Annotated in this window: 14 protein-coding genes; 3 read left to right on the forward strand and 11 right to left on the reverse strand. The window is 74.1% G+C overall.

Annotated features, from left to right (window positions below; all coding sequences use genetic code 11):
* Nucleotides 1–275: 275 nt before the first annotated feature.
* On the forward strand, nt 276–887 hold the full coding sequence (locus tag ACIQTO_RS35125; RefSeq protein ID WP_402396960.1) for a TIGR03086 family metal-binding protein: 612 nt from the start codon (nt 276–278) through the stop codon (nt 885–887).
* A gap of 3 nt (nt 888–890) precedes the next feature.
* On the opposite strand, the gene ACIQTO_RS35130 is transcribed toward ACIQTO_RS35125, so the two are convergent.
* From ACIQTO_RS35130 to ACIQTO_RS35140, 3 genes are read right to left on the reverse strand one after another with little or no spacing between them, the layout of a single operon-like run.
* Nucleotides 891–1,769, reverse strand: coding sequence for an ABC transporter permease (locus ACIQTO_RS35130; protein WP_402396963.1), 879 nt, complete (start codon nt 1,767–1,769; stop codon nt 891–893).
* The gene (locus ACIQTO_RS35135) at nt 1,729–2,601 is read right to left on the reverse strand and encodes an ATP-binding cassette domain-containing protein (RefSeq protein WP_402396966.1); all 873 of its coding nucleotides are present in this window, start codon (nt 2,599–2,601) and stop codon (nt 1,729–1,731) included. Before ACIQTO_RS35135 ends, ACIQTO_RS35130 begins: the two co-directional genes overlap by 41 nt.
* Nucleotides 2,598–3,125 (reverse strand): MarR family winged helix-turn-helix transcriptional regulator, encoded by a 528-nt coding sequence (locus ACIQTO_RS35140; protein WP_402396969.1) that lies wholly within the window; start codon nt 3,123–3,125, stop codon nt 2,598–2,600. Before ACIQTO_RS35140 ends, ACIQTO_RS35135 begins: the two co-directional genes overlap by 4 nt.
* A 159-nt stretch (nt 3,126–3,284) precedes the next feature.
* On the opposite strand from ACIQTO_RS35140, the gene ACIQTO_RS35145 reads away from it, so the two are divergent.
* A complete protein-coding gene (locus ACIQTO_RS35145) occupies nt 3,285–4,586 on the forward strand; it encodes an MFS transporter (RefSeq protein WP_402396972.1) in 1,302 nt (433 codons plus the stop codon).
* 48 nt (nt 4,587–4,634) lie between these two features.
* On the opposite strand, the gene ACIQTO_RS35150 is transcribed toward ACIQTO_RS35145, so the two are convergent.
* Complete coding sequence (locus ACIQTO_RS35150) at nt 4,635–5,855, reverse strand: agmatine/peptidylarginine deiminase (protein WP_402396974.1); 1,221 nt, start codon at nt 5,853–5,855, stop codon at nt 4,635–4,637.
* 150 nt (nt 5,856–6,005) lie between these two features.
* On the opposite strand from ACIQTO_RS35150, the gene ACIQTO_RS35155 reads away from it, so the two are divergent.
* Entirely contained in the window at nt 6,006–6,671 is a 666-nt protein-coding gene (locus tag ACIQTO_RS35155) for a TetR/AcrR family transcriptional regulator (RefSeq protein ID WP_402396977.1), read from the forward strand.
* Between the two features lie 14 nt (nt 6,672–6,685).
* Here ACIQTO_RS35155 and ACIQTO_RS35160 read toward each other — a convergent pair whose 3' ends face one another.
* The 7 genes from ACIQTO_RS35160 to ACIQTO_RS35190 all read right to left on the reverse strand — a co-directional run bounded on the left by ACIQTO_RS35160 (nt 6,686) and on the right by ACIQTO_RS35190 (nt 14,539).
* Nucleotides 6,686–7,900, reverse strand: a complete 1,215-nt coding sequence (locus ACIQTO_RS35160) for an agmatine deiminase family protein (RefSeq protein ID WP_402396980.1) — start codon at nt 7,898–7,900, stop codon at nt 6,686–6,688.
* Between the two features lie 213 nt (nt 7,901–8,113).
* A complete protein-coding gene (locus ACIQTO_RS35165) occupies nt 8,114–8,911 on the reverse strand; it encodes an ABC transporter ATP-binding protein (protein WP_402396983.1) in 798 nt (265 codons plus the stop codon).
* A 43-nt stretch (nt 8,912–8,954) separates the two neighbouring features.
* Nucleotides 8,955–9,932: an ABC transporter ATP-binding protein gene (locus ACIQTO_RS35170; RefSeq protein WP_402396986.1), complete on the reverse strand. Its 978-nt coding sequence runs from the start codon at nt 9,930–9,932 to the stop codon at nt 8,955–8,957.
* Nucleotides 9,929–10,783, reverse strand: a complete 855-nt coding sequence (locus tag ACIQTO_RS35175) for an ABC transporter permease (protein ID WP_402396988.1) — start codon at nt 10,781–10,783, stop codon at nt 9,929–9,931. The genes ACIQTO_RS35170 and ACIQTO_RS35175 overlap by 4 nt, the downstream gene beginning before the upstream one ends.
* Nucleotides 10,780–11,739 carry an ABC transporter permease gene (locus ACIQTO_RS35180; RefSeq protein ID WP_402396991.1) on the reverse strand — a complete coding sequence of 320 codons (960 nt, stop codon included), beginning with the start codon at nt 11,737–11,739 and terminating at the stop codon, nt 10,780–10,782. The genes ACIQTO_RS35175 and ACIQTO_RS35180 overlap by 4 nt, the downstream gene beginning before the upstream one ends.
* Nucleotides 11,736–13,412 carry an ABC transporter substrate-binding protein gene (locus ACIQTO_RS35185; RefSeq protein WP_402396994.1) on the reverse strand — a complete coding sequence of 559 codons (1,677 nt, stop codon included), beginning with the start codon at nt 13,410–13,412 and terminating at the stop codon, nt 11,736–11,738. The genes ACIQTO_RS35180 and ACIQTO_RS35185 overlap by 4 nt, the downstream gene beginning before the upstream one ends.
* 116 nt (nt 13,413–13,528) lie before the next feature.
* Nucleotides 13,529–14,539, reverse strand: a complete 1,011-nt coding sequence (locus tag ACIQTO_RS35190) for an agmatine/peptidylarginine deiminase (RefSeq protein ID WP_402396997.1) — start codon at nt 14,537–14,539, stop codon at nt 13,529–13,531.
* Nucleotide 14,540 lies beyond the last annotated feature (1 nt).

A 14,540-nucleotide genomic window follows, 5' to 3' on the forward strand; every position in this document is an offset into this window, starting at 1 on the left:
GGCCCAGCAGATCGCCATCGGCGAAAAGGTCCTCGCCGCCCAGGGCCCCGGCGCCTGGCCCGTCTGCTCCGTCAAGGCCGGCCTCACCAAGTAACCACAGCCCCCAGCACCACCACGACCACGCCGCTGCACCCCCACCCGGGGACAGCGGCGTCGCCATACCCCCGCACACAAGCGAACGCACCCGCACGACGAAGCCGGGGCCGAAACCCTGGCCTGTCACGCCCCGTAGCGGTTTACTGGGAGGGACCAGGGCAGGAAAAGGAGGCCCGGCGATGGAATGTCCCCACCCCTCCGGGTTCCACGCCGAGGTCCGCCGCTGCTACGCGGCCGCCGCGGCGGAGGTGTCCCGGCTGGTGCGAGCCGCTCCCGAGGACCGCTGGTCGGCGCCCACACCCTGCCGCGCATGGGATGTCCGCACGCTGGTCAACCACCTCGCCGCCCAGCACCTGTGGGTCTGCCAGGCCGTGGCCGGCTACACCCCGGAACAGATCGGCCGGCGCTTCGCGGGCGACGTCCTGGGCCGCAACCCCGTCGGCGTGTGGACGACGGCCGTCGACAGCGCCGTCCGCGCGCTGAACCAGCCGGGTGCCCCCGACCTCCTGGTGCACCTGCCGTACGGGGTCCGCGATCTGGGCGGGTTCGCGCGGGAGTTGACCGCCGAGACGGTCGTGCACAGCTGGGACCTCGCCCGGGCGCTCGGCGAGAGCGGCCGGCTGCCGCAGGAGGCCGCGCGGTACGCGTTCGCGGAGTTCCGGGGCTACCGCGACCTGACCGGCAGCGGCCAGTTCGACCCGGCACGCGGCGTGGCTCCCGGCGCCGGCACCCAGGAACAGCTGCTGGCCCTCACCGGTCGTGACCCCCAGTGGTCGGCCGAACGGATCTGACGCCTACCGCGCGAGCCGGCCCAGGAGCGCGGAGGCCGCCGCGATACCGAGCACCGTCGCCAGCGCCAGCACCCCGAAGTCCAGCGGGAGGTGCGCGGGGGTGCCGATCAGCAGACCGCGCAGCGCGTCGACCTGGTAGCTGAGCGGGTTGGCCTTGCTGACCGCCTGCAGCCAGCCGGGCATCAGGTCGACCGGGTAGAGGGCGTTCGAGGCGAAGAAGAGCGGCATGGTGATCGCCTGGCCGATGCCCATCAGCCGGTCCCGGGTGAGCACGATGCCGGCGATGGCCGTCGACAGGCAGGCGAAGAAGGCCGATCCGAGCATCACCGCCACCACGACGCCGAGCAGCCGCAGCGGGTTCCAGGTCATGCCGACGCCGAGCAGCGCCGCGAGCACCACCACCACGGCGGCCTGCAGCACCGCCTTGACCCCGGCGGCGAAGGCCTTCCCGGTCACCAGCGCGGCGCGCGGGGTCGGGGTGACCAGCAGCTTGGTGAGCACGCCGGAGTCCCGCTCCCAGATGATCATGATGCCGTAGAAGATCGCGATGAACATCGCGGACTGGGCGATGATCCCGGGGGCCAGGAAGTCGAGGTAGGGGATCCCGCCGGTCGGGATCGCCTTCAGCCGGGTGAAGGTCTCACCGAAGACCAGCAGCCAGAGCGCAGGCTGGACCGCCCGGGTGTACAGCTCGGTGCGGTCGTGGCGCAGCTTCTGCAGTTCGACCACGCACATCGCGGTCACCCGGGCCGGGACCACGCGCCAGCCGGTGCGGGCCCGCGGGGGCACCAGCAACAGGCCGAGGTCGGGCAGGTCGGCGGCCGCGGCGCGGCCGGCCGGTTCAGCCGACACGGCCGGCCGTGCGGCGGGTTCGGCGGACATCGTTGAAGTCTCCTTCCGCGGCCTCGCCACGGGACAGGCCCCGGCCCGAGAAGTGGCGGAACACGTCGTCCAGGCTCGGGTCGGGCTGCTGCGGGTCCTGCTCCCGGACCTGCTCCTTCAGCTCCGCCGGCGTACCGAGCGCGCGGATCCGGCCGCGGTCCATCAGGGCGATCCGGTCGCAGTGCCGCTCGGCCTCGTCCATGTAGTGAGTGGTGACCAGCACGGTCATGCCGGTGGCCCGGCGGATGGCGTCGACGCGCTCCCAGACACCGGCGCGGGCGATCGGGTCGAGGCCGATCGTGGGCTCGTCCAGGACGAGCAGCCGGGGGGCGCTGACCAGGGCCTGAGCGAGCTCCAGCCGGCGGACCATGCCGCCGGAGAAGGTGCCGGCCATCCGGTCGGCGGCCTCGGTGAGGTCGACGGCGGCCAGCGCCTGGGCGACCCGTTCGGAGCGCTCGGACCTCGGCACGTCGAAGACCCGGGCGAACAGTTCGACGTTCTCCCGCCCGGTCAGCCCCGCGTCGGCGGAGAGCTGCTGTGGCACGTAGCCCAGCAGTCGGCGGACGTCCGTCCGCTGCCGGGCCGCGTCGTGGCCGAAGACCCGGACCATCCCGGCGGCCGTCGGGAGCAGGGTGGTGATCGCCCGGATCGTGGTGGTCTTGCCCGCGCCGTTGGGCCCGAGCAGGCCGAACACCTCGCCGGCGCGCACCGTCAGGTCGACCCCGTCGACGGCCTTCGTCCCGCCGCCCTTCCCCTTCCCCCGCCCGCCGGCCCGGTGGAAGGTGTACTCCAGCGCGCGGCAGACCACCGCGTCGGTCTCCCCCGGCGTCATCGCTCCGCCCCCCGTTCCCCGGCCGGTCGCTCCGCCCGGGGAGCGCCGCTCTCCTCCGGCCGGCCGTCGCGCAGGCCGGTGGCGACGCCGCGCAGCGCGGGCAGGGCGGCGGCCAGCGCCGCGCGGTCCCCGGCGGACAGCTCCGCCACCACCTCGCCGACCAGGGCCGTCCGCCGGGCCCGCCAGGCCGCGAGCCGTTCCACGGCCTCGCCGGTGGTGTACAGCAGGGCGGCCCGGCGGTCGGCCGGATCCACCTCGCGGCGCAACAGGCCCAGCGCGACCAGCTGGTTGACCAGCGTGGAGACCGAGTTGCCGGCCAGGCAGAGTTCCCCGGCCGCGTCCGAGACGCGCAGCCCCGGGGAGTCCGCGACCAGGCGCAGCAGTTCGACCTGCGCGCCGCGCAGCCGGGGCTCGGTCAGGCCCTCCCGCAGCCGTCGTCGTACCAGGCGCTGGATGCCGACGAGGAGGGTGGAGAACTCGTCGCCCAGCGCGGTGTCCGACGTGCTCGGGGCGTCCGCGGTCATGTCTCCAGTTTAGCTCTCAGTGAGAGGTATCCGTGCAGGGCCCGGGTGCCGGAATCCGGTCCGGCCGAACGTTCAGGTCGGATTCACGCCAGTCCAACACCCCCGCGCACTGGTGGACTTGGAGCCGAACCCGCTCCACCCACGGACAGGACCACCGGCATGCCCGAGAACGACCGCCCCGCCCCGCGCCCGCCCGGCGGCGGCACCCCGCCACCTCGCGGCCGGACCGGCGGCCTGCCCGCCGTGCTCGCCGTGACCACCGGTGTGTTCGCCATCGTCACCACCGAGATCCTGCCGATCGGACTGCTCACCCCGATCGGCGCCTCCTTCCGGATCTCCGACGGCACGGCCGGGCTGATGATGACGCTGCCCGGCCTGGTGGCCGCGGTGGCCGCGCCCGTGGTCACGGTGGCGACCAGGCGGGCCGACCGGCGCACCATGCTCTGCGGCCTGCTGGTGGTCCTGGCGCTCGCGGACCTGCTCACCGCGCTCGCCCCCGCCTACTGGGCCCTGCTGGTGGCCCGGATCGCGCTCGGCGTGGTCATCGGGGCCTTCTGGTCGATCGGTTCGGGGCTCGCGCCGCGCCTCGTCCCGCCGGCCCGGCAGGCCCGGGCGAACACCGTGATCTTCTCCGCCGTCCCGCTGGGCTCCGTCCTCGGCGTACCGGCCGGCGTCTTCCTGGGCTCCGTCGCCGGCTGGCGCGCGGCCTTCGCCGCGATGACCGCGCTGACCGTCCTGGTGCTGGTCGCGCTCCTCGCCTCGCTGCCGCCGCTCCCCCCGCGGACCGGGACCGGCGCCGGCGTGCTGCGCGCGCTGCTCACCGGCCGGGGCACCCGTACCGGCCTCGTGGTGACCTTCCTGGTCGTGCTCGCCCACTTCGGCAGCTACACCTATGTCACCCCCTTCCTGGCGGAGGTCACCCGGGTCGGACCGGGACGGATCACCTGGCTGCTGCTCGCCTTCGGCGCCGCCGGTCTGCTCGGCAACGTCCTGGCCGGCGGGCGGGCGGCGCGGACGCCCGGTCCGGCGCTCGCCACCGCGGCCGGGCTGCTCGGCGCCGCGACGCTGCTGCTGCCGCTCGTGGGCACCTCCGGTCCGGGCGCCGCGGCGGTGCTGGTGCTCTGGGGCGTGGCGTACGGCGCCGTCCCGGTCTGCTCGCTGACCTGGTTCCTCGCCGCGGCGCCGCACGCCCCGGAGGCGGCCGGGGTGGTGTTCACCTCGTCGTTCCAGGCCACCATCGCGCTCGGCTCGCTGGCGGGCGGCGCGGTGGTGGACCACGGGTCGACCACCACCGTCATGCTGCTGGGCGGCACCGTCGCGCTCCTGGCGGCCGCCGCCGCCCGGGCGTTCGGCGGCCGGATCCGGCCCGACGCGGCGGACCGGATCCGGCCGGACGGCACCGCGCCGACGGCTCCCGGCCGGCCGGCGGCGGTCGGCCCCGGACCCCGTTCGGACCGCTAGGTCCGGCCCCGGTACCGGCACCCGGGGCCGGGGTTGGCGCGCCCGGCCCTACGGGACGGGTTGCGGCTGGGTGACGCAGTGGATGCCACCGCCGCCGAGGCCGATGTAGTCGATGTTCAGCTGCTCGACGACCCGGCCGGGGAAGAGCGACTGGAGCTTCGCCTTCGCCGCGGCGTCCGCCCGGGAGTCGCCGAACTGGGCGGCGATCACCGCGCCGTTGCAGACGTAGTAGTTGGCGTAGGAGCCGACGAAAGCGGGATCGCTCTGCCGGATCGTGTAGTAGTCGGGGCCGCCGAGCTTGGTGGCCTGGATCCGGACGCCGCGGGCGTCGGTCGCCGAGGACAGCACGTTGTACTGGTTGATCTCGTCCTTGGTCCAGACGTCCGACGGGTCGTCGGTGGCGTTCGGCTGCTGGACCAGGCCCTTGCCCGGGGCCAGGAAGCGCGAGGTGGCGTCGACGTGGTCGCCGGTGATGTCCTGGCCGGCGACACCGGTGAACCAGATGACCTTGGAGGCGCCGTACGCGGCCTTCATCGCGTTCTCGGCCTGGGTCTGCGACATGCCCGGGTTGCGGTTGGAGACGAGGATGCTGCTCCTGGTGGCCATCAGGGTGCCCGCGCCGTCGGCCTCGATCGCGCCGCCCTCGCCGACCAGGGCGGCCGCGGTGAACGGCACCCCGACGTGGGCGGCGACCCGGGCGGCCACCTTGCCGTCGTTGGTGGAGGTCTGGTTGCCGCCCCAGCCGTTGAAGTTGAGGCCGATCGCGTCCAGGCCGCCGAGTCCGTCGGTGCGGAACACCGGGCCGGAGTCGCGCATCCAGCAGTCGTTGACCGGGATGGTGGTGAGCACGGTGACGTTGCCGCCGGGGCAGGCCCGCCGGGCGGCGGCGGCCGCGGCCGGGTTGGCGCACAGGTAGACCGGCTCGTACGTGGCGATGGTGTTGACGACGAGCGCGATGTTGGCCTGGATCTGGGCGAGGGAAGGCGTGGTGCCACCCCGGCGGCCGCCCCTGCGGCCGGTCCAGATGGCGGGGTCGTCCGGCCAGGCCATCCAGGTCCGGGTGTGGGTGACCGTGTCGATCGGGACGGCGAAGGTGCCGGCGGCCGCGGCGCGTCCGACCGGGGCGGCCGGGGCGGCTGCGGCGGCACGGCCGTTGGCCGCCAGGGCGGTGCCCGCCGTGACCAGCCCGGCCGCCACCAGGAAGTTCCGTCGACCCAACGCGGCCGGCCCTCTGCCGGACGAGACGGGCGGTTCGCTGTGACCGTTCATCTCTCGGCCTCCTCTTCTGACTGTCCGTGGTGCTTCCACGTGATGGCCATGACGGTAAAACTGACCAAGCGCTCGGTCAAGAGTTTTGGCAGAGCCGGCCCGACCGACCGGCCCCCGCCGCCACCGGCACGGGCTCGCTAGAGTTTCCGGATGGCTACGCGCGCTGAGGATCCGCACCCCGTCGACCCGCCCCCCGGGGGCCCGGCGACCAGGGGACCGGCGACCGGCGCCAAGCGCCCGCGCGCCTCGGCGAAGGGCGAGCAGACCCGGGCGCGCCTGCTCGCCGCCGCGCGCGACCTGCTCGCCGGGGACGGCTCGGTCCCCTTCACCACCCGCAACGTGGCCGCTCTCGGCGGGGTGACCCACGGCATGTGCCACTACCACTTCCAGAACCGCACGGACCTGATCGTCGCGGTGGTGGAGAGCATCAGGCCGGAGTGGATCACCCCGCTGGAGGAGGCGGTCGCCGGCCCGGGGACCTTCGCCGAACGGGCCGAGCGGGTCGTCGAGATGCTGGCCCAGCCGGAGGCCGGCGACCTGTCCCGGCTGCACTCCGCCCTGCACTGGTTCGCCGCCGGCGACGAGCGGGTGCGGGAGAGCCTGGAGGCGGAGTACCGACGGTGGCGGGCGTGCTTCGTCGCGCTGTTCCAGGTCCTGGCGGACGAGCGCGGCGGCGGGTTCGACCCCGTGCCACTGGGCGAGGCGGCGGCGGCCGGGACGGACGGGCTGGCCGCGTTCCAGTCCCTGGGCGCGCGGATCGACTCCGCGCCGGTGATGCGGGCGCTCGTCCTCGGACTCGCCGCCGGCACCGCGTAACGCCCGCCGTGGCATCAGGACGCCCCCGGCGAGGAGGACGCCCCGGCGGCCTCGGGCTGCTGCTGGGTGGAGCAGTGGATGCCCCCGCCGCCGGCGGCGATGGCGTTGATGCTCACCGGTACGATCTCGCGCCCCGGGTGGAGGTCGGCGAGGACGCCCGCCGCGCGGTCGTCGGAGGCCTGGTCGCCGAACCGGGGCATGATGACGGCGCCGTTGACCACGTAGTAGTTGAGATAGGTGGCCAGGAAGTCCTTGCCCGGGTCCGGGAGGGCGCTGAGGTCGGGCTCGGTGAGATCAACGATCCGCAACGTCCGCCCCGTCGCGTCGGTGGTCGCGTGGAGCACCTCCAGGGCCTGGTCGGAGGCGCGGGACCAGATGTCCGGCGGGGTGTCCGGGCCGGGCCGGTGGATGACGACCACGCCGGGCTCGGCGAACCTGGCCAGGGCGTCGATGTGGCAGTCGGTGATGTCCTGCCCGGCCACGCCGGCGAACCAGATCACCTTCCGGACGCCGAACAGCTCCTTCATCGCGGCCTCGATCTGGTCGCGGCTCTTCCCGGGGTTGCGGTTCTCGTTGACCCAGGAACTCTCGGTGGCCATCAGGGTGCCCTCGCCGTCGACCTCGATCCCGCCGCCCTCGCCGGTGATCGGCGCCTGGACGCGCCGGATGCCGTAGTGGTCGAGGAGTCGGCGCGCGACCTGGCTGTCCTCGGCGTGGGTCTGCTTGTTCCCCCAGCCGTTGAAGTTGAGGTCGACGCCGGCCAGGCCGCCCGGCCCGGTGACGAAGGTCGGGCCGGTGTCGCGGGCCCACAGGTCGTCCACCGGGAGGTCGATCACCTCCACGGTCGAGCCGCACAGTTGCCGGGCCTGGGCGCTCTGGTCCGGGCGGGCCATCAGCACCACCGGCTCGAAGCGGGCCACGGCCTGCGCCACGTGCGCGATGTCCTGGCGGACGGCCGGCAGTTGACCGCCCCACACCTCTTCGAGGGCCGGCCAGGCCATGAAGGTCCTGGTGTGGGGACGCGACTCGGCCGGCATCGCGTACGAGGCCGGGGCCGGCGTGGCCGTTCCGCTCGCGCCCGCACTCCCGCCCCCGCTCGCGCCCGCCGAGGACGGTTCGGACCCGCCGGACGACGCGGCGTCGGAGCCACAGCCCTCCAGCACCGCGAGCGCGGCGGCGGCCGCCCCCGAACGCAGCACGGCCCGGCGGGACAGGAAGGGATGTCTCACAGCGGCTCCCCTTGTTCATCCGGATGCGCCCCGAAATGGGCGATACCCGACAGTAGAGGCGACCGGGGGGCGCACCGGTGAGCCCGCGCGCCGCCGATCGGGCGAAGCGGGCGAAGCAGAGCGGGCGAGGTGTCACCGGGGGACGAGCGGAACGGGTCCGGACCGCCGCCGTGGGGGCGTCGACGATCCGGACCCGGGTACGGGGCCCCGCCGCTACAGGGCGCGGCGGGCGGCCGCGATGGACCGCGGGTCCCAGCCCGGCCTGGGCACGGAGTCCAGCAGCAGCCGGGTGTAGGGGTGCCGGGGCCGGGCCAGGACCTCGGCGGTCCGGCCGGACTCGACGACCTTCCCGTGCCGCATCACGATGACCTCGTCGGTCACGGACCGTACGACGCCGAGGTCGTGGGTGATGAACAGGTAGCCGATCCCGGTCTCCTCCCGGATGTCGGCGAGCAGGTTGAGGATCTGGGCCTGGACGGACACGTCGAGCGCGGCCACCGCCTCGTCCAGGACCAGGACGGCCGGCTCGACCGCCAGCGCCCGGGCGATCGCGACGCGCTGGCGCTGGCCGCCGGAGAGCTGCCGGGGCAGGGCGCCGGCCTCCCGTTCACCGAGGCCGACCTGCTCCAGGAGTTCGGCGATCCGGCCGGCGTGGTCCCGGTCGGGGAAGTGCAGCCGCAGGGTCTCCCGCAGCACGGCGCCGACGGTGGTGCGCGGGTCCAGGGACAGGTACGGGTCCTGGAAGACCATCTGGACCTCGCGGGCCCGCGCGAGCCGGTGGGCCCGGCCGCGCCGGTGCTCGGTGCGGTCCCGGCGGTGGACCAGGACCCGGCCGGAGTCGGACCGTTCCAGTCCGACGACGATCCGGGCGGTGGTCGTCTTGCCGGAGCCGGACTCGCCGACGATGCCCAGCGAGCCGCCCTCCGCCAGGGTGAACGAGACGTTGTCGACGGCCTGCACGCTGCCGTAGGCGCGGTGCAGGCCGACCGCCTCCAGGACGGTCCGGCGCATCGGCGGCACTCCTCTCGAACGGGCCGCGGCCCCCAGGTCCGGGCTACGCATCGGCGCTCCCCTCCCCCGTCCGGTCGCTGTGGTGGCAGGCGGTGCGACGGGCCGGCCCGGCGCCGACCGGCAGCAGCTCGGGGACCTCCCGGGCGCACAGCTCCGTCGCGAGCGGGCAGCGCGGCGCGAACGGGCACCCGGTCAGCTCGTCGCGCAGGCTCGGCGGCCGGCCCTCGATGGCGGCGAGCCTGCCCCGGGGGGCGTCCAGGCGCGGCGTCGAGGCGAGCAGCGCGGTCGTGTAGGGGTGCCGGGGCCGGTCGAACAGGGCCTCGGCGGGGCCGGTCTCGACGATCCGGCCGGCGTACATCACGTAAACGCGGTCGCTGATGGCGGCGGCGAGCCCCAGATCGTGGGTGACGAAGAGCAGGCCGGTGCCGAAGCGTTCCTGGAGGTCGCCCAGGAGCGCGACCACCTCGGCCTGGGAGGTGACGTCCAGGGCGGTGGTGGGCTCGTCGGCGAGGAGCAGCGCGGGGTCGCCCATCAGGGCGGCCGCGATCATGACCCGTTGGAGCATGCCGCCGGACACCTGTCCCGGGTAGCGGTCCAGGACGGCGGCGGGCAGGCCGACCGCGTCCAGCATCTCGGTGGCCCGTTCGGTCGCGGCCCCGGCCGGGAGCCGGCCGCTGAGGCGCACGCTCTCGGTGAGGAAGTCGCCGAGGCGGCGCAGCGGGTTGATGGCGGCCCGCGGGTCCTGGAAGATCATCGCGGCGGTGCCGGTGCGCAGCCGGCGCACCTGCTCGGGCGTCATGGTGAGGACGTCGTCACCGTTGACCCGCACGGTGCCCTCGGTGGCGGCGCCGTCGGGGAGCAGGCCGAGGACGCTGCGGGAGGTGAGGCTCTTGCCGGAGCCGGACTCCCCGACGAGGGCGACGGTCTCGCGGGCGTCGACGGTGAGGTCGACGCCGGCGAGGACGGGCCGGGCGGTGTTCGGCAGGCGCAGGCGGTAGCCCCGGATGTCGAGGGTGGTCATCGGTCCCTCCTGGCGACCTGGTCGGCCCGGCGTTCGCCGACGACGTTGAAGGCGACGACCGTCAGCACGATCGCGACGCAGGGCAGGATCGCCGACAGCGGGTAGCCGTGCTGGACGGCGGACTGGCCGTCGAAGACCATCCGGCCCCAGTCGGGGGTGAGCGCGGGGACGCCGAGCCCGAGGAAGGAGAGGCCGGCCAGGTCGATCAGCGCGTAGCCGAAGTTGATGGTGGCCTGCGCGAGGACGACCGGGGCGATGCCGGGGATCAGGTGGCGCAGGCAGATCTGCAGGCCGGAGTGGCCCTGGACCTGGTACGCCTCCACGTAGGGGCGGGCGCGTTCGGCGAGGACGAGGGAGCGGGTGAGGCGGCTGACGTAGGGGAGGTAGGCGATGGCGAGGGCGATGACCGGGGCGAGCAGTCCCTCGCCGTGGACGGAGACGATCAGGATCGCCAGCAGCATCCCCGGGAAGGCGAAGATCAGCTCGGTGCCGCGCGAGAGGACGGAGTCCAGCCAGCCGCCCCGCCAGGCGGCGGTGGTGCCGACGGCGACCCCGGCCAGGGTGGAGAAGGCCACCACCCCGAGGGGTCCGAGCAGGGAGGTCCGCGCGCCGGTGACCAGGCGGGAGAGGGTGTCCCGCCCGGAGGCGTCGACGCCCAGCAGGTGGTCGGCGGAGGGTCCGGCGAGCGCGTTGCCGAGGTCGACGGCGTTCGGGTCGGCGGGGGCGAGCCACGGCGCGAGGACGGCGGACAGCACGACCAGGGCGACGAAGCCGAGACAGAGCAGGTACAGCGGCGCGCGGGCGGTGCGCAGCCGGCCGAGGCCGGGCCGGCGCAGCAGGGTGGCGGTCATCCGGTGGCCTTTCCCGCTCCGAGGGTGACCCGGGGGTCGACCAGCGGGTGCAGCAGGTCGACGACCAGGTTCACCGCCATGAACAGCCCGACCATGATCAGGGAGATGGCCTGCACGGTGGGGAAGTCCTTGGTGGTGGTGGACAGTTCGAGGAGCTGGCCGATGCCGCCGACGCTGAACGCGGTCTCCACCAGCACGGTGCAGACCAGCAGCGTGGAGACGATCAGGCCGCCGGTGGTGAGCACGGTGCCCAGGGCGTTGCGGAAGACGTGCCGGCGGATCACGTGGTGCTCGGTGACGCCCCGGCTGCGGGCCACGGTCACGTGCTCGTGGCCGAGGACCTCGACCATCGCCGCGCGGGTGACCCGGGCGAGCATGCCGATCAGGTAGAACGCCAGGGCGAGGGCGGGCAGGGTGAGGTGCCAGAGCATCGAGCCGAGTCCGTCACCGGTGCCGCCGGACGGGAACCAGCCCAGCCTCACCGCGAAGAGGCCCTGCAGCAGGACGGCGGCGACGAAGGACGGGGTGCCGACGGCGACGGTGGTGGTGACCAGGATGGTCGAGTCGGCGCCGCCGCCGCGGACGGCGCCGATCCAGCCGAGCAGCAGGCCGAGGGCGAGCACCAGGACCAGCGCCATCGCGACCAGCAGCAGGGTGGCGGGCAGCCGGTCGGCGAGCAGCCGGGAGACGTCGGTGCGGTAGGTGATCGAGCGGCCGAAGTCGCCGTGCAGGATCTGCCCGGCCCACCGCAGGTACTGCAGCAGGAACGGGTCGTCCAGGTGGTACTGGGCGTTGACCGCCCGCAGGGCCTCCGGGGAGGCCGAGCGGCCGGCGAGCAGGAAGCTCGCCGGGCTGCCGGGGGCCAGGTACATCGCCCCGAAGATCACGAACGAGGCGCCGGCCAGGGTGGCGGCCAGCTCGGCCAGCCGCCGGGCGGCGAATCTCAGGAAACTCACCGGGCCGCCCCCACATCGGCCGCCCACGGGTAGTAGAGGTAGGAGATGGTGGTGGGCGCGCCGGTGATCCTCTTGTTGAGGAACACCGCGGTCGGCCACTCGGCGACGGGTATCCAGAGCAGCTTCTCGGAGGCGGCCTTCTGGAGCTGGGCCGCCAGGGTGAAGCGCTCGGTGGGGTCGGTGGCGGCCGCGGCCTTCGCGACCAGGTCGTCGTAACCGGGGTCGCTGTAGGAGGCGAAGTTCTGGTAGGCGCCGGTCCGGAAGTTGGCCAGCAGGTCCAGCGGGTCGGTGATGGAGTCGTAGTACGTCTCCGGGAACAGGTCGATGCCCTCGCGGGCCTTCGGGTCGGTGAACAGCGCGGTGAAGGCGTTGGGGGCGATGGTCTTCAGCCGGACGTCCAGACCGATCTTCGCGCCGGCGGCCTGGACGGCGGTCGCGAGCAGGGAGACGTCCTGGCCGATCGGGCTGGTGGCGACGGTGAGGGTCTTCCCGGTGGCGCCGGCCTCCTTGATCAGCGCCTTGGCCCGGTCGAGGTCGGGCGTGGTCGGGGTCAGCCCCTCGAACGCCTCGGCGCGCAGGTGCTCGGGGGCGGCCGCCCAGGCGGCGCGGGTGGTCAGCGAGCCGGTGACGCTGCCGGCCCCGCCGAGACCGGTGCGGACGAAGCCCGAGCGGTCCAGGGCGAGCGAGAGAGCCTCGCGGACCCGGACGTCGCCGAGCACGCCCTGCATGGAGGTGACGTTGACGTTGACGGTGCTGAGGCCCTCGCCGAAGTAGAGCGTGCCGCTGCCGCCGGTGCGCAGCCGCTCGTAGCTCTCGGTGGGGATCAGGTAGCCGCCGTCGGCCTCGCCGCTGAGCAGGGCGTTGACGCGGGCCGAGGGGTCGGTGAGGAAGCGGAAGACGGCCTTGGCCGACTTCGCCCTGGTCCCCCAGTAGCCGTCGAAGCGCTGGAGCTCGATCGACTGGCCCTTGGTCCAGGTGCCGAGTTCGAACGGCCCGGTGCACGCGAGGCCGCCGCCGGTCCCGTAGTCCTTGCCCGCCGCCTCGATCCCCGCCTTCGAGGCGACCACGCCCGCGGCGGTGGCCATGTACTGGTTGAACTGCGAGTCGGGCTGGGTGAGTTTGACGGTGACCTGGAGCGGTCCGGTCTTGGTGACGGTGCTGACGTTCTGGAACTGCTGGGCCCAGGCGGCCGCGTTGTCGGGGTTCATCTGCCGGCCGAGGCTGTACACCACGTCGTCGGCGGTCATCACGTTGCCGTCGTGGAAGCGCACGTTCGGGCGCAGGTCGTAGACCCAGGTGGTCGGGTCGGGGCTGGTGGCCTTCTCCGCGAGCCCGGGGGCCAGGGTGAGCTGCGGGGTCCACCGCATCAGGCTCTCGCAGACGTTGGAGAGCACGGTGTTCTGCGGGTAGTCGAAGGCGGAGATGTAGTCCAGCGTGGGCGGCTCGGCGTAGACGGCCCAGGTGAAGGAGTCCAGACCGCCCTGGGCGGGCGGGGTGCCGGCCGATAGCCGGTAGGCCGTCGCGCCGTCGGCGCCGCCGTCCTTCGGCGGGCCGGCGCAGGCGGTGGCGAGCGTGAAGGTGGCGAAGGTGGCGGCGGCCAGCGCCGCGACCGGGAAGGCGGATCGGCGGCGCGGGGTTCTGCTGCTCCCGGGCCTGTCCTGGGGGTCTGGCATGAGGGTGGCTCTCTTCCGTGCGGGACGGGGGTGGCGAGGGGGTGCCGGACCGGCGGGCCCGCGCGCGGGTGGGGTGCGGGCCCGCCGGTCCGGTGACGCGGGAGTGCGCGGGCGGCTCAGCCGGCCGGGCGGGCCGCCGGCACCTGCTGGGTGATGCAGTGCACGCCGCCGCCGCCGTAGGCGATCACCCGGGAGCGCACCCCGACGACCTCGCGGCCGGGCAGGGCGGCGGCGATCACGGCGAGGACGTCCTCGTCCTGGGGGACGTCGGCGACCGGGACGACGACGCCGCCGTTGGCGATGTAGAAGTTGAGGTACCCGACCTCGGTGTCCTTGCCCTCGACGTCGACGAAGGCGCTCTGCGGCAGGTCGATGATCTCCAGCTTGCGGCCCTTGGCGTCGACGGCGGCCTCCAGGACGGCCCGGTTCTCGCGCATCCGGTCGTAGTCGGGGTGGCCGGGGTCGCCCGGGAGCTGGACGATCACCTTGCCGGGGGCCACGAAGGCGCAGACGCCGTCGACGTGGCCGTCGGTCTCGGTGTCCAGCAGACCGCCGTGGGGCAGCCAGATCACCGTGCTGACACCGAGCTTGGCCACCAGCTCGGCCTCGATCTCCGCCTTGCTCATGCCCGGGTTGCGGTTGGGGTGGAGCAGGCACTGCTCGGTGGTGATCAGGGTGCCCTCGCCGTCGACGGTGATCGCCCCGCCCTCCAGGATCATCCGGGAGTCGATCCGCTCGACGCCGAGGCGCTCCAGCAGGGCGCCGGCGATCCGGTCGTCGGTGTCGAAGGGGTGGTGCTTGCCGCCCCAGGCGTTGAAGCGGAAGTCCACGCCGGCCCGCTCGCCCTCGGGGCCGAGCACGAAGATCGGCCCCGAGTCGCGGAACCAGGAGTCGTCGATGGGCAGTTCCACCACCTCGACGCCCGCACCGCACAGGGCCCGCGCCTCCTCGCCCTGGCCGGGGCAGGCGACCATCGTCACCGGCTCGAACGCGGAGATCGCCCGGGCGACGCCGGCGTACTCCCGCCGCGCCTCGTCCAGGGCGTCGCCCCAGAGCTCGGCCCTGGTGGGCCAGGCCATCAGACAGCCCTCGTGCTCGGTCCACTCGGCGGGCATACGGAAACTCACG

The organism is Kitasatospora sp. NPDC091207, from assembly GCF_044768625.1.
Lineage (GTDB): Bacteria > Actinomycetota > Actinomycetes > Streptomycetales > Streptomycetaceae > Kitasatospora.

Excerpts from the sequence above, each read along its gene's own strand:
- ACIQTO_RS35165 (WP_402396983.1), bottom strand. The coding sequence starts at position 8,911 with ATGCGCCGGACCGTCCTGGAGGCGGTCGGCCTGCACCGCGCCTACGGC.
- ACIQTO_RS35170 (WP_402396986.1), bottom strand. The coding sequence starts at position 9,932 with ATGACCACCCTCGACATCCGGGGCTACCGCCTGCGCCTGCCGAACACC.
- ACIQTO_RS35135 (WP_402396966.1), bottom strand. The coding sequence starts at position 2,601 with ATGACGCCGGGGGAGACCGACGCGGTGGTCTGCCGCGCGCTGGAGTAC.
- ACIQTO_RS35140 (WP_402396969.1), bottom strand. The coding sequence starts at position 3,125 with ATGACCGCGGACGCCCCGAGCACGTCGGACACCGCGCTGGGCGACGAG.
- ACIQTO_RS35150 (WP_402396974.1), bottom strand. The coding sequence starts at position 5,855 with ATGAACGGTCACAGCGAACCGCCCGTCTCGTCCGGCAGAGGGCCGGCC.
- ACIQTO_RS35130 (WP_402396963.1), bottom strand. The coding sequence starts at position 1,769 with ATGTCCGCCGAACCCGCCGCACGGCCGGCCGTGTCGGCTGAACCGGCC.
- ACIQTO_RS35125 (WP_402396960.1), top strand. The coding sequence starts at position 276 with ATGGAATGTCCCCACCCCTCCGGGTTCCACGCCGAGGTCCGCCGCTGC.
- ACIQTO_RS35175 (WP_402396988.1), bottom strand. The coding sequence starts at position 10,783 with ATGACCGCCACCCTGCTGCGCCGGCCCGGCCTCGGCCGGCTGCGCACC.
- ACIQTO_RS35145 (WP_402396972.1), top strand. The coding sequence starts at position 3,285 with ATGCCCGAGAACGACCGCCCCGCCCCGCGCCCGCCCGGCGGCGGCACC.
- ACIQTO_RS35155 (WP_402396977.1), top strand. The coding sequence starts at position 6,006 with ATGGCTACGCGCGCTGAGGATCCGCACCCCGTCGACCCGCCCCCCGGG.
- ACIQTO_RS35185 (WP_402396994.1), bottom strand. The coding sequence starts at position 13,412 with ATGCCAGACCCCCAGGACAGGCCCGGGAGCAGCAGAACCCCGCGCCGC.